Source organism: Treponema phagedenis (assembly GCF_008153345.1).
Lineage (GTDB): Bacteria > Spirochaetota > Spirochaetia > Treponematales > Treponemataceae > Treponema > Treponema phagedenis.
The window spans coordinates 2,168,170-2,187,105 of record NZ_CP042818.1; the positions used below are offsets into that span (position 1 = coordinate 2,168,170).

Annotated in this window: 14 protein-coding genes; 5 read left to right on the top strand and 9 right to left on the bottom strand. The window is 39.4% G+C overall.

All coding sequences use genetic code 11. The features are described 5' to 3' along the window. The first annotated feature begins 2 nt into the window (after window positions 1-2). Window positions 3-1,055 carry a poly-gamma-glutamate system protein gene (gene pgsW, locus FUT79_RS09665; RefSeq protein ID WP_024752497.1) on the top strand — a complete coding sequence of 351 codons (1,053 nt, stop codon included), beginning with the start codon at window positions 3-5 and terminating at the stop codon, window positions 1,053-1,055. A 103-nt stretch (window positions 1,056-1,158) separates the two neighbouring features. On the opposite strand, the gene ggt is transcribed toward pgsW, so the two are convergent. From ggt to FUT79_RS09685, 4 genes are all read right to left on the bottom strand, one after another. Continuing rightward, window positions 1,159-2,940, bottom strand: a complete 1,782-nt coding sequence (gene ggt / locus FUT79_RS09670; protein WP_024752496.1) for a gamma-glutamyltransferase — start codon at window positions 2,938-2,940, stop codon at window positions 1,159-1,161. A gap of 239 nt (window positions 2,941-3,179) precedes the next feature. Then, window positions 3,180-4,331 (bottom strand): M14 family metallopeptidase, encoded by a 1,152-nt coding sequence (locus tag FUT79_RS09675; RefSeq protein ID WP_024752495.1) that lies wholly within the window; start codon window positions 4,329-4,331, stop codon window positions 3,180-3,182. A 169-nt stretch (window positions 4,332-4,500) separates the two neighbouring features. Next, on the bottom strand, window positions 4,501-5,775 hold the full coding sequence (locus tag FUT79_RS09680; protein ID WP_024752494.1) for a TRAP transporter large permease subunit: 1,275 nt from the start codon (window positions 5,773-5,775) through the stop codon (window positions 4,501-4,503). Between the two features lie 38 nt (window positions 5,776-5,813). After that, window positions 5,814-6,434 carry a DUF6305 family protein gene (locus FUT79_RS09685; RefSeq protein WP_024752493.1) on the bottom strand — a complete coding sequence of 207 codons (621 nt, stop codon included), beginning with the start codon at window positions 6,432-6,434 and terminating at the stop codon, window positions 5,814-5,816. A 532-nt stretch (window positions 6,435-6,966) separates the two neighbouring features. On the opposite strand from FUT79_RS09685, the gene FUT79_RS09690 reads away from it, so the two are divergent. Next, the gene (locus FUT79_RS09690) at window positions 6,967-7,989 is read left to right on the top strand and encodes a hypothetical protein (protein WP_002700081.1); all 1,023 of its coding nucleotides are present in this window, start codon (window positions 6,967-6,969) and stop codon (window positions 7,987-7,989) included. 305 nt (window positions 7,990-8,294) lie between these two features. Here the strand turns inward: FUT79_RS09690 and FUT79_RS09695 are convergent, their stop codons facing one another. After that, window positions 8,295-9,800, bottom strand: coding sequence for a glycine hydroxymethyltransferase (locus FUT79_RS09695; RefSeq protein ID WP_024752492.1), 1,506 nt, complete (start codon window positions 9,798-9,800; stop codon window positions 8,295-8,297). A gap of 690 nt (window positions 9,801-10,490) precedes the next feature. Between FUT79_RS09695 and FUT79_RS09700 the strand changes: the two genes are divergently transcribed. The 3 genes from FUT79_RS09700 (at window position 10,491) to FUT79_RS09710 (ending at window position 13,404) form a co-directional block, all read left to right on the top strand. Next, a complete protein-coding gene (locus FUT79_RS09700) occupies window positions 10,491-11,411 on the top strand; it encodes an HAD family hydrolase (protein ID WP_024752491.1) in 921 nt (306 codons plus the stop codon). A gap of 431 nt (window positions 11,412-11,842) precedes the next feature. Continuing rightward, window positions 11,843-12,358 carry a nitroreductase family protein gene (locus FUT79_RS09705; RefSeq protein WP_002700092.1) on the top strand — a complete coding sequence of 172 codons (516 nt, stop codon included), beginning with the start codon at window positions 11,843-11,845 and terminating at the stop codon, window positions 12,356-12,358. 5 nt (window positions 12,359-12,363) lie between these two features. Then, complete coding sequence (locus FUT79_RS09710; RefSeq protein WP_024752490.1) at window positions 12,364-13,404, top strand: s-methyl-5-thioribose-1-phosphate isomerase; 1,041 nt, start codon at window positions 12,364-12,366, stop codon at window positions 13,402-13,404. A gap of 88 nt (window positions 13,405-13,492) precedes the next feature. On the opposite strand, the gene FUT79_RS09715 is transcribed toward FUT79_RS09710, so the two are convergent. The 4 genes from FUT79_RS09715 to rpsA form a co-directional block, all read right to left on the bottom strand. Further along, window positions 13,493-14,179 (bottom strand): hypothetical protein, encoded by a 687-nt coding sequence (locus tag FUT79_RS09715; RefSeq protein ID WP_148878843.1) that lies wholly within the window; start codon window positions 14,177-14,179, stop codon window positions 13,493-13,495. Between the two features lie 85 nt (window positions 14,180-14,264). Further along, on the bottom strand, window positions 14,265-14,936 hold the full coding sequence (locus FUT79_RS09720) for a tetratricopeptide repeat protein (RefSeq protein ID WP_024752488.1): 672 nt from the start codon (window positions 14,934-14,936) through the stop codon (window positions 14,265-14,267). Next, entirely contained in the window at window positions 14,937-16,445 is a 1,509-nt protein-coding gene (locus FUT79_RS09725) for a sigma-54-dependent Fis family transcriptional regulator (protein WP_024752487.1), read from the bottom strand. It lies immediately after the preceding gene. 22 nt (window positions 16,446-16,467) lie between these two features. Then, window positions 16,468-18,870 carry a 30S ribosomal protein S1 gene (gene rpsA / locus FUT79_RS09730; RefSeq protein ID WP_187426861.1) on the bottom strand — a complete coding sequence of 801 codons (2,403 nt, stop codon included), beginning with the start codon at window positions 18,868-18,870 and terminating at the stop codon, window positions 16,468-16,470. Window positions 18,871-18,936: the final 66 nt, after the last annotated feature.

Below are 18,936 nucleotides of genomic sequence, written 5' to 3' on the forward strand. Positions count from 1 at the left end.
CTATGGCTTTACAGAGAAAAAATATATTGCTGACGCTGCTTATCCTGATAAATATTTTATCACTTGCTATTTCTTACCGTAATAAAAAAACAGTAAAAACAACTTACTATGAGATTCAAATAGAGAGCAGAAAAATATTTGAAGCGGCTTTGGCTCGGATTCGTCAATATAAAAAAAATTTAGATATTGAGCTTTCCGAATATGACATTCTTAACACGGGGCTTATCGGAGAAGAACAAACCGGTATTACCACAACCTTAGGAAACCTTAAAGCAAAAAGAACTGCCGTAAATCCGGACATTGCACCTATGATTGTAAAGATGTATCATGAATTAAATCTCAAACCGGGAGATAAAATTGCTTTCGGACTTTCAGGCTCTTTCCCCGGTTTGAATATAGCGGTAATTAGTGCAGCTCAAGCGATGAATCTTGACGCTGTAATTATTTCAAGTGTCGGTTCTTCCACTTATGGAGCAAACAATACGCACTTAACCTTCCCTGAAATACTGGACAATCTGTATAACGACCGTATACTAAATTTTAACAGTTCTCTTGTTACTCCCGGAGGCGCAGGCGATATCGGAAGCGATATGAACGCAGATATGCTTGCTGCAATTTTTGATAGATATCAAAAACGCGGTTTGCATATAATGATTGAAGATAATTTTTCTAAAAATATAAAAAATAAAATTGCATTGTTTAATGCAGGAAAAAAACCGGATTGTTTTGTTGCGGTTGGCGGAAACATAACATTTAAAAATTCAAATGAAGCTGAGTATACCGAACAAGGAATTTTAAAAAAGCCTCATTTTTATAAAACAGATGATGCAAACATCGGTCTCATTAATTATTATATACGTCATGTACCCGTTATACATCTTTTAAATATTAAAAAAATTGTCTCTGATTACGGACTTCCGTATGATCCCGTTTCTATTCTTGCGTATGGCAAAAGTTCCGTCTATTATGCAACGCAGTACTCAAAGCTTCCGTTAATTAGTTCATTGCTGTTTTCATTAGTGCTGATACTGCTATTTAAAACTGATAAAAAATGAGGACTGTTGCAAAACAGAAAATCGGTTTTACAACAGTCTCTTTCTATGCAAGAAAATTTAAGGAACGATTCTAAAAATTGATTAGTTTAGAGGTTCCCTGTTTTTAAAAACCTGCGGCTTTTCCGTCTTGTCTCGGATCGCAGGTTCCGTATATGGAGCCGTCTTCCATAAACATTATAGCTTGAACAGCACCGCTGGCTGCTGTTGATGCTTTTCCGTGCCCCATCTCTTCCAGTTTTTTAATTGTATCTTCCGTTATTTTGTATTTTTCATAGCCTTTTAAAGGAACTTCATATTGAAAATTATTCTTTGGTCCATTGTTCCAAATTTTCGGAACAGAAATTGCATCGTGCAAGGATAATTTATTATCTATTACTCTGCTTATTACTTGTGCTACGCCTGAAAATATTCTTGCCCCGCCCGGTGTGCCGAGAATCATAAAGGGCTTCTTATTTTTATCAAGTACAACAGTCGGAGACATTGAGCTTAAAGGTTTTTTATTCGGTTCAACTTTGTTAATACTTGCAGGATTAGTTGAAAAGTCATCCATTTCGTTATTCATCATAAATCCATAGCCGTCAACCATAACGCCGCTTCCAAAATAATAGTTTATCGTTTTGGTTACTCCAACACAGTTCCCTTGAGCATCGGCCACAGAATAATGGCTCGTGTCAGTGTGTTCATACAATACGGGGTCTCCGCTTACCGCCTCTTCTATGGCCTTATCGGTAATTAATTTTGCTCTTTCGTCAGCATATGCCTGAGCTGTAAGGCCTCCTAGCGGAACGCTTGTAAAATTTGTGTCAGCCATATATTTTGCCCTATCTGCAAACGATAACTTAAATGCTTCCGTAAACAGGTGTATATACTCCGGAGAATTAATCTCATATTTTGAGACATCAAAGTTTTCGATAATATTCAGTATTTCAATTAGGTGCGTTCCTCCTGATGAGGGCGGCGGTGTTGAAATTATCGTGTATCCCCTATAATCTCCTATTACGGGTTTTGCTACGGACACTTTATAATCGGAAAGATCTTCAAGAGTCATAACTCCTTCATACTTTTTCAAAGTTTCAATTAGAGCTTCCGCTACTTCTCCCTTATAGAATCCGTCTAAACCTTTTTCCGATATAATTTTAAGCGTTTTTGCAAGATCAGGATTATTAATAACATCTCCCGCACTAAAAGGGAGTTTAGCTTCATTCCAGTATACTTTTTGCATTTCCGGATACTTAGTTGCTTTTTCATACGCATCGGCAATTGCATTTGCCGCATAGGTTGAAACGACAAAGCCTTCTTCAGCCATTTTAATTGCCGGAGCCATAACTTCAGCACGAGACATTGTACCATAATTCTCAAGCATGTAGAGCATTCCGGCTACTTCTCCGGGGATTGCAGAGGAAAGTCCGCCTTCCCGTATCTTACCGTTTGATTTTCCGTTTTCATCAAGATAGATTTCGAGATTTACTCCCTTCGGAGCTATTTCTCTAAAATCAATAAATATGTTTTCTCCGTTGGCAGTGTGGATTGTAGCAAGTCCTCCGCCGCCCAATCCGTTTGTAAAGGGCTCACAAACTCCCAGCGCAAATCCCATAGCAATCGCAGCGTCTATTGCATTTCCGCCTTTTTTCATTATTTCCGCACCGACTTGCGATACTTCATACTTAGATGCCGCAGCCATAGCGCTTTTGCCGGTTGCATCTCTGCCTGTTGTTATCCTGCTGCCATCCGCATCTACGGTTTTAAAACCTTCTACCGAATACGCCGGGGTCAGTTTTGAAGTTTTGGAAACCGCTCCCTGTTCGGACTCGGTTTTAGATTTTGTACAGCTTGCAAGCAGTACAGCCAATACCAATAATAACGATACCGTTTTTTTAGATTTCATACATCCTCCATAGTTCTAAATTAACATATCATAAAAATTTACAAAATATTTTTTACTCTTTTGTTTTACTTGCAAATCGGTATTCGCCCACCTTATTTGTTTATATATTTTAAATCCAATATATTTCCGATTTACATGCTCGTTTTGCGTTCACTTGCTTTATAAAACATCAGCCCTATACTTAACACCGTTAAAGCATACTCTGATGCTCAGACCGGTGCTATATCTTTTGTGTTTTTTTACTTAATCATAAACTTCCCAAGCCATTTTCCTCCCAGCTCCGCTTCAGGTGCGGATTTATAAATTTTCTCATAGGTGGGGCAGTTTTCAAATTCAATTTTTTTGTTTTCGTACATAGTTCCAAATGCTTTTGTATACTCAATTATACCTTGCAAATGTCTGCCTACTCTTTCTTCGATAGGATGTCCCGCTTCGTCATACGGTACGTAGAGAAGTCCCATTTTTGCACTTTTAACATAGAATTTGTCCTTGCCGGTAAGCGCTAAGGTTTCGTTTGTCGCTCCTCTAATCCGTCCCTGCGATGCATTTGCTGTTTCCATTAAAAGAGGGACTGTTTCCGTAAAATCTCCCAATTCTCGGTGCGTAAGTCCGTGTAAATTGACAGGGGACGGCTCTAATGTCATGTCGATGCCTTGGAGTTGTAGGTTCATAACGCCCACTGCTCCTATATCCATTCCTTTTTCATGGGAGACCGTTGCATTTATAACAGGATATTCAGGAGAAGCTTCATGCAAGTCAAACGTTAAATCAATTCCTTCTTTTTGTATTAATTGTACAATTCCGTATGCCGCTTTTTCCGTAAGCGTTCCGTCAGCTCTGCCCGGATACGCTCTATTAATATTTCTTGTTTCGGAGCCTGACAATCTTTGTCCTGAAGAGGCATGGATATATACATCGGGATCAGGCCATTGATGTATCGGATTGCTTGCTCTTGAGCCAAATCGGTATACCACTTCTTCGCCGTCTCGTGTTGTAAAATGCATGTCCCTTGGCGAAGCTTCTTGTGCATCATTGTGTGTAAAGCCGCTTCTGTTGGTATAGGGTACAATAAAAATTGTTCCCTTCTTTGGTTTTACATTCTGAATAAATACAATGGTCGAGAGATTTGATGACGGCTCATTGGGATGCGTCCCGCCTAAAATTAATACTTTTCCGCCGGTTTCTTCTCCGCGCATAATATAAATCGGCGTATCGGCGGCGGTACCTTTGAGCCCTTCAAAATACTCCGACAGCATTTTGATTTCCGTTACGCCTGGTCCCTTAGTAATTTCAGGGACTTTCCACATTTGTTTAAATTCGATTCCGGTATACACTGCAACCGCCAATGCTATTGCCAGGCAGATTGCGCCGGATACTATGTTTTTCTTCATTATAAACACCTCATTTAATCATCAATAAACGAAGTAGTAACGGAATCAGTACAAGAGCCGCGTTTACTTGGCGTAATATCTTTTTTTCAGAAAACAAATTCCATGTTGTAAGAGCCAACACAATCAATATTAAACATCTATATAAAAGAGTAATCATATTTTTCTCCTTTTAAAATATTAGCAGCGGTGCTAAGGTGTTTGAAAATACTATAATCAGTAATGCCCAAATAATAATCCATATTGCCGGTATGATACATTTTTTAAGTACGGGTACGTATCCGTCCATTCCGACTACTTGAGCGGCAAATATTCCGGCTAATGCGGTTGGCGGCATTAAATCGCCTAAGCTTGCGATTAAAGATATTGCAGCTGTTGTGATAATGGTATTATGTCTCATAAATGATAGCAGGAAGGGAACTCCCAATACCGATGCCGATCCGTATGCCGATACCGCTCCGAATAAGGGGATTGAAATTGCCATCGCAATATATTTCATCACATCCGGTAAATCGAGAGCAGTTGTAACGATAAAACCTCTTACACCTGTTAAGGTCATTATTTGAATAAACATGCCGACTCCCATGAGTATGCCAATTACCGGAAGCACATCATTTATGGCTGACTTTGCAGTTTTTAAAATATTAACCTTTTCACCCGTAACCAGTCCCACCAGTGATGCTATTACAAATACGAACGGCATACCGACATCAGGTATTGCGGGTACTGCTTTGTTAAGAATCATAAGTAGTAAGGCTGCAAAAATCGGTGCATATATTTTTATGCCGTGTTTTTCTCTCAATTCGTAATGCAGATTCTTTCGTATCAGCTCAATATCCATATTTTTTACATATTTGTATCCGAAAAATAATACTATTACGATAGCCAATGGGATTGTTAAAAGAAGAAGCGGAAGCTCAAAGCCGACGTAGGGTATATCTACTCCTCCTCCAATAATCATTGCGGGAACATTTACAGGCGGTGCAATCATTCCGAGCATCGCTCCCATAGCAATAATGCTTGCAGTTTCAACTTTGGGAATTCCCATAACCAATAATATCGGAGCCATCATTGAACCTGTTGAAAGCACCGCCGCTGTCGATGACCCTGTGATCATGCCGGGAAACATTATGATAAACATGATAAAACATAAAAGCATTCTTGGTTTTTTATGAAACTTTTCAATTATTACCGCTGATAAAGCATCTAAAGCCCCCGATGATTGTATGACTCGCATAAAAATCATCGCTGTTGCAATAACTAAAATCGTATCAATATATCCGAAGGTTCCTTCAACCAAATGCCGTATCGGAAATCCGTATCCTCCAACAGCAGCCCCTATAATAGACGCTATTACCATTGAAATACTGACCGGCAATTTTAACACTAAAGTGCCTATTACAAATGACACTACCATTACTAAAAAAATAATTAATTCAAAATTCACATCAATACCTCATTTCAAACATGAGTTAAAGAGTATTCTTATTTAAATGCCGCTTTTAAATGCCCGATTGTATCAGTCATTGTTTCAATCACATCAATCGGAATATTTTTTTGAGCGGCTAAATTTTTCATTTTATTATCAGCATCGCCTTTTGCGACGACAATAGCATAATTTGCATGTGCAAAACTCGGCTCAATAAACTGATCCGATAATTCTCCTCTTCGTGCTTCACCGCCGATATGGAGAGCGATAATTGTCAGATTCTTACTTACCGCATCTTCAATAAGTCCCTTAACTCTGACAAGTTCCGCCGCTGAATCAATTCCCGCTGCTCCGAGCCCCTTGGATGAGCCTCCTATCGCAAGCACAAGCGTTTTTGCATCTCCAAGCTCTCCTTTTTTAGCCATATTGTTCATGGTGTACTTTATGCCTATATTATCCAACATAGCTTTCACCATTGCGACATCCGCACTTTGCCCAACCGTTGTTAACAAAGCAGGCTGCTCTGCTATTGGCTGAGATAATCCTTTCATTTCGGCAAGTCCTGCCGACGCTGATTGATTTTGATCCCCTTGCTGTCCGCTTTGATCACTCTTACTGCATCCCGCCACAAAAATCATCAATGCCAGCACCATAATTACGCGTAGATTTTTCTTCATTTTAAAACCTCCTAAGATTTTGCTCATGTGATTTTATTCAGGATAAATAAAACCCTCAAGCTTTTTATTTTTATCCCGCAACTTTAAATTGCCGAAAATAATAGGCACATTGTAACAGAAATACAGAAGAAAAAACAAGAGGAACCGAAATTTTATATTTCCGCCCCAATTTTGCCTTGATGGTTAAAAGCTCCGAGTTTTTCGTGTAACGGATTTAAGCATTCCTATGGTAAATTGCTCGCCGTTGCCAAATTCCAACCGATGTTTTAAAGCATTAACACAAACCTGTAAAATTGAAGCTTTAAAACTTCGCCCTTGTGCCGTGTCGAAATCTTTTTTATAAAATTATGTACGATTTGTATTAAGATTTTTGGACACGAACATTTGTTTTTTAAGGAATCTGCGCTCTAAAATCAACAGGCACGTTTAAGATTTGTCAAAGCCATTACGGCAACGCATAAACGAATAAAACTTCTCGCTTCCCCGTCTCTTTCATTAAATATCTTACCGGTATTTCCGATACTTACAGATAATGAATGCTCCGGTAAAAAAAATACTTTTTATATGTTTCTTTTTTTATTCTGCCTTTTTTTTCGGCATTGAATCTTCAACTGCAAAAGATGCAACCATCAATGCGACGGAAAATAAAACATGGTCGCCTCTTTTTCCCGCTGCTTTATTTTTGCGTAATATGCCTCCTCGAAGCATAGGGACAAAGAAAGCAATAATTCCTTCTCGTGAGGATATTGAAAAAGAGTATCAAAAAAGAGAAGAAAGCCTGCAATCAGTGTTATTAAATAATGATATTTTTGCTTTATACGGAAAACCGAACGCGTATACGATGGGCATACTCGGTCAGTATAGCCTTGAAAACATTGAGCCCATTATGAATGAGTTTGTAAAAATATACGATGATGCAAACGGAGATCGCGGCGTTATTCCCGCTTTTTACATTATTTACGGAACCTGTTGGCCTGAAGGAGAAATAGGCTATCTTTCAAAAAAAATTACGGAGCAATACATTGAGTTTGCCGCCACTCGCGGCTGGTATGTCTTTATTGATCATCAAATCGGTAAATACACGGTTGAGCAAGCAATGAACACTATATTGCCTTTTTTAAAATACCCGAATGTTCACCTCGCCATCGATCCCGAATGGAGAACTACCAAACCGATGCGTGTTATTGGATATGTTACCGGCGAAGAAGTAAACACCGCCCAGAAAATGATGCAAGACTATATCATAAAGCACAATATTTTCGGCAGGAAAATGCTTGTCATCCATCAATTTAATGCAAAAATGATAGCAAGAAGAAACCTGGTAAAAAGCAATTACGAACGGGTACAGCTCATCCATTGTGCAGACGGGTTCGGCCCGCCACGCCTTAAGCGAGAATCCTATGCATACAATGCGCTTGCAAAAAACATCCCCTTAAAATCCTTTAAGCTCTTTTTAAAACCGACTGTCGCCGGAGCAGGATATGACCAGCCGCTCATGACACCGAAAGATGTATTTAACTTACACCCGAGACCGTATTTAATTATGTATCAATAAAATAACGGGAACCGCCAAACATATCAATTTTTAAAAGTTCCCGGTAAAGTTTTACCCCTTAAGCATTGCAGCACGACTTTTGCAATCAGTTTGATCCAAATAAAACGGAAGCTAAAGCCTATCTTAGTAGCGTTCAAAACAGACACGGACGGCGGCGGTTCCAAACAGCTCAGGTTAGTTTTTTGACAAGAACGTCAAAAACTAACCTGAGCTCTTTTTTATACAACAAACCCTATATCTTAGGCGAAGTGAAAGATTGAGCATCGATACTTCGCCTCTGCCGCAAAGCTAAAACGCAAATTCCTTTATCGAATATAGATTCTTTTTAAAAGTTCCAAATCAAGCTCGGGATATAATACAAAACGTTTGAGTAAATCTTTTACTTTTTGCTCCGTTTTGATTTTTACTTTTGAGTCGATTTCAACATGGGTTCTGCTTTGCCCTCCCGATTTTGTTTTTGCAGGCTTAGTTGCTTTTAACACCGCGTATATCATTTCCGCAATCTCTTGCATTTCGGGTTCTTTCATGCCGAGAGTGGTAACCGCGGGCGTTCCGATTCGTAAGCCGCTTGTAAACCATGCGCCGTTCGGATCAAAGGGAAGGGCGTTTCTGTTCAGTGTTATGCCGCATTGGGTCATAGCTGTTTCCGCCTGTCTGCCGGTTAAACCAAAGGGCTGCACATCAATCAGCATTAAATGATTATCGGTGCCGCCGGTTTGTAAACGCATACCGAGCTTCATTGCCGCATCGGCAAGGGCGCGTGCATTATCGCGTACCTGATGCGCATAGTCCTGATACGCCTTGCTTTGCGCTTCCCGAAAGGCAATCGCCTTTGCCGCCATCATATGGGGCAACGGACCGCCGAGCACTAAGGGACAGCCCTTGTTTACCACATCGGCAAATTCTTTTTTACACAAAATTAAAGCGCCGCGCGGCCCGCGCAGTGTTTTATGCGTTGTTGTCGTTACAATATCCGCCCAGCGCACCGGGTCTTCATCGCCGGTAAAAACCTTTCCTGCAACAAGCCCCGCAAAATGCGCCATATCAACCATTAACACCGCACCGGCTTTTTCCGCAATCTCTTTAAACTTGCGGAAGTTGATGCTGCGCGGATAGGCACTGTATCCCGCAAGCAGAATAAGCGGTTTTTCTTTTAGTGCTTGCTCCTCTATTTGGTCATAATCCAGTAAGCCGGTTTTTTTATCAACCGTGTATGAGCACGTTTGAAACATACGCGCGGAAATATTTTGCCGATAGCCGTGCGTCAAATGCCCGCCCGAATAATAATCCAAGCCCATCAATTTTTGATTCCCTAATTTTTGCCGTAACGCTTCCCATTGCTGTTCGGTTAAATTCGATACATTCATTTCGCCGATTTTTTCAAGTGCCGGCATCTCTATTTTTGCGGAAAGAATTGCCCAATAGGCGGTAATATTTGCATCCGCTCCCGCATGCGGCTGCACATAGGCATATTCTGCGCCGAACAAAAGCTTTGCTTCCTCTGCAGCCGCTGATTCTATCGCATCAATATTTTGGCAGCCTCCGTAATAGCGATGTTCGGGGTAGCCTTCCGCATACTTATCGGTGAGCAAGTTCCCCATCGCCGCCTGCACCGAAAGTGAGCAATAGTTTTCGCTTGCAATAAGTTTTAGATGCGTCCGCTGGTCAGAAAATTCCTTTACGATATTCTCCGCAATTTCCGGAAACGTTTTTGCAACCATATCCAGATTTGCCAGATAGGCAACAAGGGCGGTGTTTATATTTTCCATAGAGATATTTTTCAAATACATTTGTAAACCGGATTCTTTCATAGCTTCCTCCATATAATAAGACAATCCTAATATAATTCCTTGGATTAGTCCAGCAAGGGAAGAGCATGGATATACCCAGAGCCGAAGGATATTAATTTCGATATCAATACGAATCAAGACAATTTTATAAAAAAGAGCTCGACACAACGGTTTAGTTTTTGACATCCGTGTCAAAAACTAAACCACGAGTTTTAAAGCTTTGTAAGCTGTCCTGCTTTAAAACATCGTTTCTGCGTGGAACCACGGGCGTCCATGCCCGTTCTGATTTTTGACGTCCTTGTCAAAAACTAAACCACGAGTTTTAAAAGCACTTGGAAAAAATTTGTGGTTTTAAAACATCGTTTCTGCGTGGAACCACCGCCATCCGTGGCGGTTCTGAGCTCGACACAGCGCAACGGTGAGTAAACTTACCATACGGCAAAGCGTTAATAATTTGCCTCCGCTTTGCCAACGAGTTTTAAAGCTTCAATTTTACAGTTTTGTGTTGATGCTTTAAAATATCGTTCTGAATTTTACAGGGTGAGCAATTTACCATAGTAATGGTGAATCTGCAAACCATTTTTGTTGATACTCGGATTTTTATAACAGGAACTTAATTACAAAACTACTAAAAGGTTATTTTTGCATTATGCGTAAAATTTTTGTATATTATAATATGCAAATGGATATTATAAAAAAAGGAGGTTATCAATGGCAAATATTATTGCGGTTGTTTGGGATTTTGATAAAACACTTGTTGACGGATATATGCAGGATCCGATTTTTGAAGAGTATGGGGTTGATTCAAAAGAATTTTGGGATGAGGTAAATAGCCTTCCCGCAAAATATGAAAAAGAACAAAATGTGCGAGTAAACCCTGATACGATTTATCTTAACCAATTTATTAAAGAGGCTAAAGCTAAAAACGGAAAATTTAAAGGGTTGAATAATAAAAAATTAAGAGATTTTGGTAGCAAAGTAAAATTTTACTCAGGTATTCCAGAAATATTTAAAAGAACAAAAGATGTGATAGATAAAAATTCTAGTTATAAAGAATATGATATTAAAATAGAGCATTATATTGTAAGTACCGGAATGGCGGAGGTTATAAGAGGATCTCTGGTAGAAAAATATGTTACCGATATTTGGGGCTGCGAATTAATTGAAGAAGAAATTAATGGAGAAAAAGTTATCAGCGAAGTTGTCTACACAATTGATAATACTACAAAAACAAGGGCTCTTTTTGAAATAAATAAAGGAGTTAATCGTCACGAAGGTGTTCAGGTAAACACAAAAATACCGGAAGAAAAAAGAAGGGTGCATTTTCGCAACATGATTTATATTGCTGACGGACCGAGCGATATCCGTGCATTCTCCCTCGTTAATCAAAATAAAGGGGCTACCTTTGCTGTTTATCCGAAAGGTAATATGCCTGCAATGAAGCAGGTAGAACAAATGCGCGAAGATGGAAGAATCAATATGTATGCGGAGGCTGATTATCGCGATGGAACAATGGCCTATATGTGGTTATGCAATAAAATAGAACAATTCGCTGAAAGAATCTTGAATGATGAAAAAGAAAAAATAGCAAAATATGCGCAGCGAGGTACTCCTAAGCATTTAATTGATTAGCGTTACGTTAACGCCCAACACTGAGATTTTAGTATAATACTTTAATGCAAAGAGCAAAACTAATGGTTAAGATTTTGCGGTAATTTTCCGAGCAAGATTTTAACTCGCGTTAGGGATTGGAGGAAACCGGCTCATGTTTTTCAAAACTGAGCCGGTAACAAAATTGCGGCGCTTAAAATAGCCGCAATTTTGGTCGGAGCCGATAGGCGGAGTTCCGGAAAGCCCGGCGGTTTGTAACTGGTTCATTCCGGCAAGGTATAAGAACAAAGCCGGCTTTAAATAAAACTCAAACCGCAACGCCCATAACCATAATTTATAGATGAATTGTATTGTTCATGCTCTTGTCGTGGATACACGCCTGACAGTGTTGCAATTTTATTGAATCATGGCTACAATTATGTATTATCTAATAATTTTACAAGGAGCGGATAATGAATGAAGTAATTAAGAATATGTTAACAAGAACGAGTGTGAGGAAATTTTCTGCACAAAAAATTGATGCCGATACGCTTAAAACAATTGTTGAATGCGCGAAAGCTTCCCCAACCGCGAAAAATCGACAAGCAAGAAAATTCACTGTTGTGCATAATAAAGAAAAAATTGATGCGCTTGCAGCCGCTATTGCAAAAGAGTTAGATCGCAGTAATTATAATTTTTATAATTGCGATGCGATTATTATTATCAGTTATGAAAAAGGTGATGAACACGGTTTCTGCGATTCTTCGGTTGCAATGCAAAATATTTATCTTGCCGCTCATGCATTGGGCTTGGGCTCTGTGTGGATAAATCAGCTTAAAAACAATTGCGATAGAAAGGCGATTCGCGAAGTGCTTAACACTTTACATATTCCCCAAAATCATGAAGTTTGCGGTTTTTCGGCACTCGGGTATCCTGCTGAGACACCGGAAATAAAAGAAAGAACCGAGCCGGTAGAATTTATCAATTAAAATAAATGCGGCAAGATTATAATCTGGGGTTTTTATTACAGTACGAAAATGTTGCCTGGTATGAAAACGGTGCGGTAAAAATTCTTGATCGAAGAAAATATCCTTCAAAGGTTGAGTATGTTTTTTGTGCCGATTATACGGAAGTTGCTCAAGCAATTACAGATATGGTAACGCAGAGCGGCGGGCCTTTTGCAGCCGCAGCAATGGGCATGGTGCTTGCCGCAAATAATGCGCTGCGTTTTTCGGAAGAGGAAGCAATTCGCATAATGGAAGACGCAGCGTATACTCTTTCTCATGCGCGCCCCACCACGACCAAAGCAATGCAAAAAATAACTAATGAAGCTCTTTCTGTTTTTAAGAACAGCATTAGCCAAAAAAAAACTGCAAAAGAAATTACTGATGAGTTGTTTCAATTTGCCATAGATTGTAACAATAAGCGATACGCAGAAAATGCTCTTGCAAGCAGTTTTCTTGCGGACTGTATTCCAGACGGTTCGGGAGTGCTGACGCAATGTTTCGGAGAAACAACTATCGGTACTTTTTTGCGAAAAATAAATGAACAAAAAAAACAGCTTGTGATGTATTGTGCTGAAACACGCCCCTACTTGCAGGGAGCTCGGCTTACCGCCTCTCTCTGTTATTCGCAAGGTTTTGATACGGTTATTATCACTGATAATATGATTGCCGCCGCAATGGCAGCAAATAAGGTGCAGGTTTTTATTTCTGCTGCCGATGTAATTACTGAAGACGGGCATATAATTAATAAGGTCGGAACCCTTCAAATTGCATTAATTGCAAAGCATTTTAAGATTCCATATTATGTAATAGGTATCCCTGATCCCGCGCATCCGTCAATACAAACCACTCATATTGAGGAGCGTAATCCGAAAGGCATTCTTGAATTTAACGGAATGCGTATTGCCATTGACGGGGTTAAAGCTTGGTATCCGGCTTTTGATATCACGCCGCCTGAACTTTGTACGGCAATTGCTACTGATAAAGGGCTGTTTCCTCCCAATCACTTGCAAGAATATCGGAACGCGTAAGCCTTTGCAAATTTACGGTTTTTATTAGTTATTGTAACAGTTACGCAATTCTAAAGCCTTATCGATATTAGGACTGCTATAATTTGGTTTACTCTATTCTTACATACCCAAGCGGTAAAAGTTCACTATAAATATTTCTAAACGAAGTATCAAAGCCATAGGTTACCGTATACATGTTTACATACCAGGCGGTTATATTATTTTCATCCGGCTTATCGTTTCGGGTAGAAGCTAGAACGTCGGAATCATCTCTTTTTATATTTTTTAAAAAGAACTCTTTTCTTTCCACCGGTATCTCTTTTGAATCGGATCCCGATCGGATTGGAATGCCTAAGTGTTCATCAGCCGGAGTTGTAGGAGGAAAAACGGTATAGGTATGAAAAAGATCAAGACAGGCGTTAAAAGAGCCGAACGGTGTCAATCGTAAATATACATATCGATTGAAAGGAGGGGTTACTGTTACTCCTTGAATAAAGCCTTTATCACTCCCCGTTGTTTGCAATGTTGCATACTTCTTTGTTTTCAACAAATAAGATAGCGAGTCGGAGGGGTTCTTATTATTATAATCGGATATTTCAACCCGCTCTCTTTCACATACTGCTATATCTTCATAAATTCTATAAAAAATTTCAAACCCTTTGAAAGAATTTGATAAAGTATTCTGAATGTTTTCTTGATCCGTTGTTTTGAAAGAAAAATATCTTTCTACCGGGTCGGCGACATCTCTTCCGTCTTTTGAATTTGTAGGCGGATAAAGATAAAAAATATCATCCAAACCGCAAGAAATAAATAAAAAACATAAAAAAAGAAGATAATATTTATGATGCGGCAGCATACCGGGACCCATTCAATGCGTAGTCTTAATGAGAAAGAGAAAGCTCAATTATCCTTGACTTACCGAGCAGTGCCCAGTTATCATTGGGAAATTTTTCCAAAAGTTTATTATATGCTTCAATTGCTTCTTCGGTGTGAGAAAGAGCTTCCTGTAATCTTCCGATATTAAACATAGCACGAGGTTGAAGAGGAAATTCAGGAGCCCCGGCAGATTTATTATAATAATCTAAAGCAAGATCTTGTTTTCCGGATTCATCGGCACATACCGCTGCATTAAAATAATTTACGCCTGAAAGATATGTTTTTTTACTTGATTCAGCTGCAAGCTCATAATTTTTCATTGCATTTTCCCAATCTTTACGAGAAAAGTAAATTTCCGCAATAGTTGTATATGCTCGAGTGCCGGCATAAGAATTTTTATTTGAAGAGGCGATTTTTCCAAGTTTTTGAATTATCTCATTTTCCTTAGTTCCAGTATTTTCGCTATTTTTTTCTTTTTCGCTTACCCATTCGTTTCTTATTTCTTCAACTTTTGTTGCTGCCGTTCGGTGCATTTTGGAAGTGATTGTCAGATATACCGTTACACCGACAATAATAGCAATAATTGCAAGAAAACCGATTAAAATAAATCTCCGTTTTGCGGCTAAAAAATCATTTATGACAACACCTATAGTATTGTTTTCATTTTGTAAAGCCATTTATTTCTCCTTGATATCAAGCTCTTTCAGTAGTCTTGATAAGTATGTTCTTTGTATATCTAAAACCTCCGCAGTGGAGGTTTGGTTCCAATTATTTTTTTCCAACACCGATAAAATATATTGTTTTTTAAATACATTTATTGCGGTTTTTAAGGTCTTATCCTCAGGATTTTCAACAAATGTTTTGTTTGTAGTAAAAAATAGCGCATCTTCCGTTATATATGGAGGAGTTCCCACAACACAAGCCCGTTCAACAGCATTTTCAAGCTCCCGAATATTTCCGGGCCAATGATATGCAAGCATTGCACTCATCGCTGTTTCCGTAAAACCTGCAAAGTCCTTTTTTACCGCCTTATTAAATTTTTTTAAGAAAAAATTTGCTAACGCAGGAATATCTTCTATACGCTGCCTGAGCGGCGGAATATATATCGGCAACACATTAAGGCGGTAATACAAATCCGCTCGAAACGTCCCTTCTTCAACCAATTTTTCTATATTACGATTTGTGGCGGCGATAATTCGCACATCCGCAACAAAAGTTTTACTGGATCCTACCGGTTCAAACGTTTTATCCTGCAAAACACGTAAAAGCTTTGCTTGCACAAAGAGAGGCACTTCCCCGATCTCATCCAAGAAAATAGTACCCTTATTTGCCGTTTCGAATCCTCCTTTTCTGTCAGCAACCGCATCGGTAAAAGCGCCCCGAACATGTCCGAAAAGCTCACTTTCAAGCAATCCCTCCGGAAGAGCGGCACAGTTGACACGAATAAAAGGCTCCCCTGCCCTATCAGAATTAAGGTGAATTTGCTCCGCAATGAGCTCCTTCCCTACCCCGCTTTCGCCTAAAATTAAAACCGATGCATCCGACACTGCAATTCTTTTGCAGATCGCAAGCTTTTCCAACATAATGGGACTTTCGGCAATCAGCGTATGATACCCTTGCTCCTGTGTGAGCTGGTCCTGCAATCTAATAATTTCTTCTTGCGATTGCTTATAATTAGATGCGTTTTGATATGCAAGAGCGGTTTGCGTTGCAAAAAGTTCAAGCACTTCTAAATCATTAAGAGTAAAATCTTGGTTATCAGCCTTATTCAAAACCTCGATAACACCGATACACTCGGTTTTAATCCGCATTGGAACCGCTAACATGTTTCTGGTAACATATCCGGTTGTTTCCTGCACACTTGAATCAAACCGCGTATCGTTTTGTACATCGTTAATAATTGCACTTTTACTATGCTTAACAACCCAACCCGCAATTCCGTTTAGTCCTACAAGAATTTTTTTTGCCTCAATTCCTCTCGGACCGAGCGCTATTTCAAAACGCAAGTTTTTTTTATCGGCAGTTACTATCAATAACGAAGCCGCATCTCCTCCGACAACGTCCATAGCGGACTGAACTATTTTCTCCAAAAGAGCATTCAGATCCGAATAGTTTGAGTTGATAAGGAGACTGATTTGAATAAGAGCATTTAATTTTTCAGCATCGATGTTAGTGCTTAAATTCATAAAAAGCTCTCATTCAAATATATTATTCTGAAGGTTTATTCTTTAAAAGATCTCCCAACGTAAAGGAGTCTGCATCATCTTCCTGTCCGGAAGCCATGTATTGTGAAATCTCTTCTTGCTGCATTTTCTTTTTATAATCCCGAATAGAGAATGCGGTTTTCTTTTCGCGAGGATTGATATCGATAACAACAGCCTTAACCTTATCGCCAACCTGATATTTTTGTAAGGCTTCGTCCGGATTAGCATCCCGTCCTTCAACCAGGTTTTGCTTATGAATAAGTCCTTCAATATCTCCCGGCACTTTTACAAAGATTCCGAAGTCGGTAATAGATGTTACCTCACCTTCAACAAAAGAACCTATTTTGTAGGCATTGGCAAATGTTTCCCACGGATCTTCGGTAAGTTGTTTAATACCAAGTCGAATTCTATGCGTTTCGGGAGTGCATTCAATAACCATACAATCAATTTCTTGCCCTACCTCAAGTTCACTGCCAAGATGTCGAATTTTCTTTGTCCAAGAAATATCATCGCTGTGTAAAAATCCGTCAATACCTTCTTCAAGCTCAACAAATGCTCCCGCATTGGTAATTTTTACAACCTTTCTGGTAAGTCTTGTTCCTACCGGATAGCGTGTATCAATATCGTCCCATGGATTTGCGGTAACCTGCTTTAAACCGAGAGAAACTCTTCCGGCCTGAATATCATACCCGAGAATCATGCATTCCACTTCATCGCCTGATTTTACCATATCACTCGGTTTGTTGATTTTCTTAACCCAACTGAATTCACTGATATGCGCCAAACCTTCAATCCCTTCTGAAAGCTCGATAAAAGCACCGAAATCAGTAATTTTAGTTACTCGCCCTTTTACAATATCATTCACTTGGAATTTATTTTCAAATTCTAACCACGGATCGGGAGTAAAATGCTTTAATGAAAGGTTTATCCGCTTCTCCGCCATATCAAGACGAATAACCATGAGCTTTATTTTTTCACCTTTTTTAACAAAGTCTTTAGGGCGCATCACATGTCCCCAGCTCATATCATTTACATGAAGCAACCCGTCAAAACCTCCGAGATCAATAAAGGCGCCGAAACTGGTAAAGCTCTTTACCCTGCCTTCAACAACATCGCCGATATTCGTATTTTGAAAGAATTCATCCCGTGTTTTTTCGGTAACCTCTTCAAGATATTTTCGTCTATTTACAACAATGTTGTCATTTTCTCTGTTTTGTCTATTGGGAGAAATTCTCTCAATATAGAATTTTCCGGAAACGCCTACCAAGCTTTCGGGGTTATCTACTTTTTGACTGTCAGCCTGACTAATCGGAAGAAAAGCAATAATGCCCGACCCCAAATCAACATCGTATCCGGATCGCTTATCAATAAGCTTTATAATTTTTCCTTCAATCGGTTCTTTGTTTTTTTCAGCAGAGTATAAAGAATCTTTTATAGTCATTTTATCGGCTCTCAGCTTTGAAAGCTCAGGTCCGTTCATTCCTATTTTTTCAATATAAACGCGAACTGCATCTCCCTTTTTAGGCGCAGTTTCAAATTCTGTCAAAGGAACATGCCCTTCAGACTTCCCGCCGACATCGACAAAAACCGTATCGTCGGTAACTTGAATAATAATCCCCTCTTTCACCGTTCCCGGTTGAGGAGCTTCAAATGAATACTGCTCTTGTAATTGTGCTTGAATGCCTTCTTGGGAGTTTTTTACGGCATTCTTTTCCACTTCCATATCTTCCATACGTAACCCTTTACTGTGTATTTTGTTTTTTATTATCTCACAAACTTCTTTTATGGTCAAGCGAGAAGTATCTAAATATGCGGCATCTTTTGCAATTTTTAAGCTTCCCTCTTTCTTATTTTTATCAATTTGGTCTCTTTCCTCAATATTTGCTGTAATTTCTTCTAAAGAAAGTTTGCTGGTACCCTGATTAAACCGCCGCTTTGCCCGAGCTTCTACAGAAGCATCAAGATAAAATTTAAAATCCGCATCAGGAAATACAACGGTGGTCATATCTCTGCCTTCGCAAATAATATCGAGCGATCGGGCTGCATCGCGAATCTTTTTGTTAATACAATGGCGAATCGGAATAATGGCGGAAAGGGCCGCAACAATTTTTTCAACCGCATCACTGCGCAGAAAAGCCTCGACATTCTCATTTCCGAGATATACAGATCCGTTGCTATAGCGTAAGTCAGTGTGTTCGGCAAACTCCGTCCATCGCTCTTCTTCGGATAAATCGGGGGGAGCAGCGCCACTTCCATCGGCACTTCCCCCAAGTGAACGCAATACGGCAAGACTTAAGGCTCGATAAAAGCTGCCGGTATTCATAAAAGTAAGATGCAATTCTTCGGCAAGTAATTTTGCAATAGTACTTTTTCCCGATCCGGCAGGTCCGTCAACTGCTACAATAATATTTTTCATGCTGTTAACAAGTATACAAATTTTCTTATTTTTTGCATAGCTTTTTTAATAGCTCTA